8 protein-coding genes are annotated in these 7,152 nt (G+C 66.9%); 3 read left to right on the top strand and 5 right to left on the bottom strand.

The window, feature by feature from the left end:
- The 3 genes from BGO62_RS10255 to BGO62_RS10265 all read left to right on the top strand — a co-directional run.
- Window positions 1–682 (top strand): UbiD family decarboxylase (locus tag BGO62_RS10255; protein WP_296642013.1); only part of this gene is annotated, 682 nt, incomplete at its 5' end.
- A 5-nt stretch (window positions 683–687) separates the two neighbouring features.
- Entirely contained in the window at window positions 688–1,248 is a 561-nt protein-coding gene (locus BGO62_RS10260; protein WP_296642016.1) for a phosphoribosyltransferase domain-containing protein, read from the top strand.
- Between the two features lie 91 nt (window positions 1,249–1,339).
- The gene (locus BGO62_RS10265) at window positions 1,340–1,885 is read left to right on the top strand and encodes a glycine zipper 2TM domain-containing protein (protein ID WP_296642020.1); all 546 of its coding nucleotides are present in this window, start codon (window positions 1,340–1,342) and stop codon (window positions 1,883–1,885) included.
- Between the two features lie 18 nt (window positions 1,886–1,903).
- On the opposite strand, the gene BGO62_RS10270 is transcribed toward BGO62_RS10265, so the two are convergent.
- The 5 genes from BGO62_RS10270 to BGO62_RS10290 form a co-directional block, all read right to left on the bottom strand.
- Window positions 1,904–2,107, bottom strand: coding sequence for a hypothetical protein (locus tag BGO62_RS10270; RefSeq protein WP_296642022.1), 204 nt, complete (start codon window positions 2,105–2,107; stop codon window positions 1,904–1,906).
- The gene (locus BGO62_RS10275) at window positions 2,094–2,312 is read right to left on the bottom strand and encodes a hypothetical protein (RefSeq protein ID WP_296642024.1); all 219 of its coding nucleotides are present in this window, start codon (window positions 2,310–2,312) and stop codon (window positions 2,094–2,096) included. The genes BGO62_RS10270 and BGO62_RS10275 overlap by 14 nt, the downstream gene beginning before the upstream one ends.
- A complete protein-coding gene (gene dacB, locus BGO62_RS10280; protein WP_296642025.1) occupies window positions 2,309–3,739 on the bottom strand; it encodes a D-alanyl-D-alanine carboxypeptidase/D-alanyl-D-alanine-endopeptidase in 1,431 nt (476 codons plus the stop codon). The genes BGO62_RS10275 and dacB overlap by 4 nt, the downstream gene beginning before the upstream one ends.
- A 64-nt stretch (window positions 3,740–3,803) precedes the next feature.
- On the bottom strand, window positions 3,804–4,058 hold the full coding sequence (locus BGO62_RS10285; protein ID WP_296642026.1) for a hypothetical protein: 255 nt from the start codon (window positions 4,056–4,058) through the stop codon (window positions 3,804–3,806).
- Window positions 4,059–4,328: 270 nt separating this feature from the next.
- The coding region (locus BGO62_RS10290; RefSeq protein WP_296642027.1) for an HDOD domain-containing protein at window positions 4,329–7,152 on the bottom strand (2,824 nt) is incomplete at its 5' end.

The raw sequence follows: 7,152 nt of genomic DNA on the forward strand, positions 1-7,152 counted from the left end.
GGTGCCGGCGTCCGCCGAAATCGTGCTGGAAGGCGTGATCCATCCGAACGAGACGGCCTTGGAGGGGCCGTACGGCGACCACACCGGCTACTACAACGAGCAGGAGACTTTCCCGGTTTTCACCGTCGAGCGCATCACCATGCGGCGCGACCCCATCTACCACAGCACCTACACCGGCAAGCCGCCGGACGAGCCGGCGATCCTCGGCGTGGCGCTGAACGAAGTCTTCGTGCCGCTGCTGCAGAAACAGTTCCCCGAGATCGTCGACTTCTACCTGCCGCCCGAAGGCTGCTCCTACCGCATGGCGGTGGTGAGCATGAAAAAGGCCTACCCCGGCCACGCCAAGCGGGTGATGTTCGGCGTGTGGAGCTTCCTCAGGCAGTTCATGTACACCAAGTTCATCCTCGTCACCGACGACGACGTCGACGTGCGCGACTGGAAGGAAGTCATGTGGGCGCTGACCACCCGCGTCGATCCGGCGCGCGACACCCTGCTGGTGGAGAACACGCCGATCGACTATCTCGACTTCGCCAGCCCGGTGTCGGGACTCGGCAGCAAGATGGGCATCGACGCCACCAACAAGTGGCCGGGCGAGACCACGCGCGAATGGGGCACGCCGATCGTGATGGACGCGGCGGTGAAGGCGCGCGTCGATGCGATGTGGAACGATCTCGGGCTGTAGCGCAGATGAGCGACAAGCCCGCCGGCCGCCGCACCTGCCTCTACACGCCCGAGCAGCTCGACGCCATCGTCGCCGACATGGCACGTCAGGCGGCCGGCCTCTTGACCGGACGCACGCGGGTCGCCATCGTCGGCATCCTGCGCCGCGGCGCGCCACTGGCCGATCGCCTGCATGCGCGGCTGCGCGAAACCTGGGGCCTGACCGACTGCGTGCGGCTGGATCTCAAGATCGAACGCTACGCCGACGACCTCACGCTGCTGCACCCGGATACCCCGCTGACTGAGAACCCGACGCACGCGGCCCTCGACCTTGCCGGCCACACGGTGCTGGTGGTGGACGACGTCATGTATCGCGGCCATTCCATGCTGCGCGCGGTGGAATACCTTGCCGGCAAGCAGCCGGCGGAAATCCGCACCGTGGTGCTGGTGGACCGCGGCGCCGCGAAGCTGCCGGTGCGCACGGACATCGTCGGCGTGCGCCTCGACGTCGCCCCCTCGGACGTCATCGAATGCAACGTCCCGCCCTATGAGGCCCGCTTCAGGATCGACCTGCTGCAGCCCGCATGACGCCGCCTTCCGGCGGCGGGGATTGCCGCGCCATGAGCTATGATTTGAAGCATGCCTCATGTCGCCATTTTCAGCCCTCGGGAGAGAGATCATGAATAAATCCATGCTGGCCGGCGTGATAGCCGGCGCCGTTGCCGTCACCGCGATTGGCGGTGTGGCCGGGTACAAGGTGCTCAACCCGAAGCCGGAATTTGCCGAGGTGCTGGCGGTCGAGCCGGTCACCGAAACCACCAAAACGCCGCGGCAGGTTTGCCACGACGTGGTTGTCAACGAACAGGCGCCGATCAAGGATCCCAACCGCATCGCCGGCACCGCGATCGGCGCGGTCGCAGGCGGCCTCCTTGGCAGTCAGATAGGCGGCGGCAAGGGGCGCACGGTCGCCACCGTCGCCGGTGCCGCCGCCGGCGGCTACGCCGGCCACCAGGTACAGAAGGGAATGCAGGAAAAAGACACGACCAGCCGCACCGAAACGCGCTGCAAGACCGTCTACGATACGCGCAGCAAAACCGTGGCCTATGACGTGCGCTACCGTCTGGGCAAGGAAGAAGGCCAGGTGCGCATGGATCGCCAGCCCGGCCCGCGCATTCCGGTGAAGGACGGGCAGCTGCAGCTCAACGCGCCTGCTGCAGCGCCCTGAACCTGGCGGGTGCAGCGGTCAGCCGCGCTCGGACGGCCAGGCGCTGAGCGTCGCTTCCCAGTCGTCCGGCGGCGCAGCCTGCCCCAGCCGCACGATGCGCCCCACTTCGTTCTCGTACCAGCCGTAATCCTGCTTGTTGGGCTCGGCTTCATACCCCCACCAGGCACCGTCGGCATCCTGCGCCAGCCATCTCACCCACTCGGGCACCTTATCGAAGTTCATCGTCGTCCCCGCAGCGGCGGCAGCCCAGGATGCTGAAGTAGCGCAGATACAGCCACAGCGCCCCCGGCAACAGCGACAGCCGCAGCCATTCCGCCGCCGTGTCCGGCCACTGTCGCGCCTGCCAGGCATCCACGGCCACCGGCAACGACTGGAACAGCGCCAGCAGCACCAGAAACAGCCCCATCGCGCGGCAGCCGGGAGTCATCGCACCGCCTCGCCGGATTGCACCCACTCCAGCAGCGCGCGTTGCGCTGCTTCGCTGCGGCGCGCATTGGCGTGGTTGACCAGCATCACGAAGCTGACGCGCCCGCCGCTGGCGGTAAACACGTAGCCGGCCAAGGCGCTGACGTCGCGCAGGGTGCCGGTTTTCAGGTGCGCGCTGCCGGCGAGCGAGCTGCCGTTGAAGCGGTGCTTCAGCGTGCCGTCGACGGCGACGATCGGCAGCGACGACTCGAATTCAGCGGACAGCGGGCTGCGGCTGGCTGTGCGCAACAGCTGGTTCAGCGCGCCGGCGCTGATGCGCTCGATGCGCGACAGGCCGGCGCCGTTTTCCAGCACCAGCTTGGCGGTCGCGACCCCCTGCCGCTCCAGGATTTCGCGCACCGCCCGCGCGCCCTTGTCCAGCGTCGCGGGCGCGCCATGGGCTTCCGCGCCCAGCGTCAGGAACAGGTTGCGCGCCATCAGGTTATTGGAATGCTTGTTCAGGCGGGTGAGCGCATCGGCCAGCGGCTCCGAGGCGAACCTCAGCAGCGGTGCCGCAGCGGGCGGCAGACCCGGCACCGTCGCGCCGCTCAGCGTGCCGCCGGCTTCCGCCCACAGGCCGCGGAAAATGAAATCGAACGTGGCCGCCGGCTCGAACAGGTTCAGCGACAAGGCCTGCTCACCGCAGCCGCGCGCGTATTGCCCGCGCAGCACCAGCACGGGGCGCTCGCCCTCGGCAATCGATGGCGTGATCGCGCCCTTCCAGCCATTGCATGCCGCCCGCTCCTCCAGCACCAGCTGCGAGATCAGCGTCACGCCCGGCAACGCGATGTCCGGCACGATCGACACGTCGCGCTCGCCCGGCTTCAGGCGCAGCGTCGTCGCGTTGAAGTTGGCCGCCAGCGGCCCCGGCGCGGCGTTGTACAAGGCCAGCGGCTCGCCGTCGAACGCGCCGGGATCCATCGCCGGTACGTCGAAGTGGCTGAGGTCGAGCACCAGATTGCCGCGGATATGGCGCACCCCGCGTGCGCGCAGTTCGCGCTGCAGCAGCCACATGCGCTCCAGCGTCAGGGTCGGGTCGCCGTATCCCTTGACGACGAGGTCGCCCGTCAGCACGCCGTCCACGACGGGGCCGTCCGCCCAGACATCGGTCGTCCACACGTATTCCGGACCCAGCCGGTCGAGCGCCGCGAAACCCGTCACCAGCTTCATCACCGACGCCGGATTCAGCGCCGCATCGGCATTGTGGCTGAGCACGGGTTGCGCCGCCTCCAGCGGCTGCACCACCACCGCCACATGGTCGAGCGGGATGGCGGCCTGCTTCAGCGCGCCGGTGAAAGCGGCGGGCAGTTCGGCGGCGCCGGCAGAAACGACATGGCCCGCAAGCAGCAGGCCGGCGAAAAAACGGAAGGCGATTCGGACAGACGGCATCCCGCCATTATGCCGAATTCCGCTGTGCGGTCTTGCGCCGCGCAGCGGCAGGGGCGTCCGCTGCCTATTCGGCGACCCGCATCCTGCCGAGCTCTTCCCGGGTAAGTTCGTCGAAGTGCTTCAGCACCCAGCCCTTCTCGCCAACCCAGGCCTTGAACAAGGCCAGATTCTTCTGCCGCTCCGGTTCATCGGCGCCCAGGTTCCGATACATGTTGCCGGGCTTGCCATCCTTGGTGTTGCTTCCATCGTCCAGCCGGCGCATCAGGGCGCCGCTGTCCGGCCAGCCGACGAAGGCCACCAGGCTGGCGTAGGTACCCATGCGCGGGCCGCGGTTGAGCTCCTTGTAGCTGTCCTTGTTTTCGTCGAATTCGGCCAGAGAGGGGGGAGCCTTCGCCGTGACAGGCCATGCACTTCTGCTCCCACAGCGGGCGGATGTCCTTGCGGTAAGTCACGTCGTCGGCCGAAGCGGCGCTGCCGAGCAGCAGCGTACAAAGGAATAAGGCTGGCACACGATTCATGGTCATCTCCTTGCTGCTGAACAAACCCCACGGCGGCTCGGGTGCTTTCCCCCCCGCCCGGCACGCGCCGCTTACAGCGACTGCCTGATGGCCAGCACCGCCTGGTTGCGCAGCGACTTGAGCAGGGCAAGCTCTTTCTCGGGAATCGTGATGCCGCCGGGATTAGGCTGGTCGGCGTAGATCAGGCCGATCGGCTTGCCTTTCACGATGATCGGGAACAGCACGAACGTGCGCGCCGGCACATTCTGCCGGTACCACGCCGGAATCCGCGTCGCGATTTTAGGGTCGTTGATATCGGTGATGAGGATGTCGGCATTGTTCTGGAGCGCGACGAGAAACACATCCGGCTGCCCCGCCAGGGAGAAATCGAATGCCTTGATCAGGTTCTGCACGTCGTCGCCGAAACCGAATTTTCCGCGCAGGGTGTTGTGGCGGCCATCCTTGATGCACAGCACCACATGCGCGAAACCCATGCCGCTATACATGGCCTCGAGGATCATGCGCAAAATATCGTTGATTGAAATAGTGTCGTCGATCAGCGAATTGCCGACGTCCTGCAGGCCCGAGGTGAGGACGGACTGAATTTCCTCGCTGCTGCGCTGCGGCTTGACGCCATCTTCGCCCGGTGCCGCATCGAGGATCGGGGCGTATTCGTGGAGCACGCTGCTGCCCAGCTCGGGCTCGATGGCGGACACGCCGCTCCGCGGCGCGCCGGCATCCGCTTCCGGCGCAGTCGGCGGTACGGCCGGCGCCGCCACCCCGGCGGCCCACTTCGACGCTTGCTGCGCGAAAGCGCTGTGTTTCAGATTCACATTCACCGCCAGGGCGAACTGGGCGATGTCCTGCATGGATTTTTCCATCACCCCGGAAAGCTGTTTCTCCGTCACAGGCAAGGCGGCGGAAAAACGCGCCGTGAGTTTGGCCAGGGCCTTGCCGCGATCGTCATCCGGCGTGCTGAGGATGACCTCGCACAATTCATTGGAAAAGCTCGCCAGCACGCGCAGCCGGTCGATATTGCTCACGCATGGCTTAAGCGTTCCTCCCGGCAGCTTTTTCATGCTCTGCACCAGCTGATCCGGAAAACCCCAGCTCCTGGCTATGCCCATCCCCAGATTCTCGAACGACACCCCCAGCACCTCGGTCGAGGCCCGGGCATCGCTGTAGCCCTCGGCCTCGACCCGCTGCCGGATCGCCACCGTCTCCGCCGGGAAGTAGAACATCGCCAGCATGCGCCCCAGGTTGTGCAGCATGGCGCCGATAAACGCCTCCTCCACATCCTTCACCTGCGCCTTGTCCGCCATCTCGCGCGCCAGCATGCCGGCGTACAGCACCTTGACGAATTCCTCCTTCAGCTGCTGCGCGTGCGCCTTGTTCTCCAGGTTGTCGAACAGGATCAGGCTCAGGGCGATCGAGCGCACCGCATCGAAACCGAGAATCACCACCGCGCGCGAGATGGTGCTGATCGCCCCCCCGCCGACCTGGTTGTAGAACGCCACGTTGGCCAGCCGCAGCAGCTTGTTGGTCAGCGCAAAATCCTTGAGGATATTGTTGGATAGCGCGCCGACCCCCTCCCTGTCCGATGAGGCGATGCGGTTGATGGCGGCGAGTACCGAGCGGGCGAAGTCGGCGAAGGCGTCCTTGGCCGACTTGGCGCCGCTGCCGATGGCCTCGAACATCTGCGCGAAGCCGTCCTGCACCGCCCCGTCGATGGCGACCGCCACGTCGTCCACCACGAGCTTCACCTGCGCGATCTCGTTCTTCCAGGTCTGTACCCGGGCGACGGCCTCCGGGCCAATGGCCGCGGCGGCGGCCTCCAACTGCGGTAGGAGCGCATCGAGCGATTCGCCCGTCTGGCGATGCAGCGCAAGGATTTGGCTTCGTGCCTGGGATTCGGTGAGTAGCCCCGACTGGCGCTGCAGGTTGATCGACTCCTCGGATGCACGCATCCGGGCGAGCGCGTCGTTGAACTGGCGCTCGTAGTCGGCGAGATCGGCGGCCGCCGACTTGACGTCGATGAGGCGCCCGACCGTGGCCACGCCTTCGGTGTCGCCCTCGGCACGCAGCCGCTCGATCAGCGTCTGGTACTGCCGCTCGATCGCCGCGCGTCGATCCTGGCTGGTCGCCGCCCCGGTGAGGTCGAGCAGTTCGTCGCGCACCTTGGCAAGCTCCTCGCGCAGCTCGCGCTCGGCCTGGGCGGCCTTGCGGGCATTGGCGACCTCGACGTCCGCGCGCTTGTTGTTGAGGACGGTGAGCTCCGCTTCGAGCTTGGCGACCTCGGCTTTCGCCTTGAGGCGTACCGGTTCGTCCTTGCCGGTCCTCTGCAGGCGCTGCTGCTCCGCGAGCGAGACCTGCACGCGCCGGATCTCCGCATCGATCTCCTGCTGCTCGATCCGGGTCTTGGCCGCGTAGTAGTCCTTGAGCGAGATCAGCCGGTCTTCGAGGGATGCGTCCAGCGCCCGCGCCTGACGGTCCAACGCGTCCTTGAGGAGCTTGAATTCGGCCTCGGCCTGGGCCTGCACGAGGGCGAGCTTCGCTGCTTCGCCTCCTTTGTCGGGGGCGGACAAGGCCTGCGGCTGCGGACGGCCGAAGACGCCCGGCTGGGTTTGCTCGGGGCGGATGCGCCGGGCGATGGCTTGCGCGGCCTCCCCGACGTAGTCACGCGTGACGGCGTCGCGCACGGCTCCAGCCAGCTCCTTCCCGAAATCCCGCACCTCGCCGAGCTGGCGGCCGAGTGCCGCGCGCAGCGACTGCATCGAGAAGTCGCCGCTGAAGGCCGCGGCCACGTCCTGGCCCAGGGCCTTCGCCAGCTCCCCGATGTCGGAGAAGGCGTTACGAAAGCGCTCGACCAGGAAGGCGGCCGTGATGCCGACGACGCTGCCGATGGCGTTGAACGCG

Origin of the sequence: Thiobacillus sp. 65-1402 (genome assembly GCF_001897685.1) — a bacterium.
In the GTDB taxonomy this organism is placed as follows: domain Bacteria; phylum Pseudomonadota; class Gammaproteobacteria; order Burkholderiales; family Thiobacillaceae; genus Thiobacillus.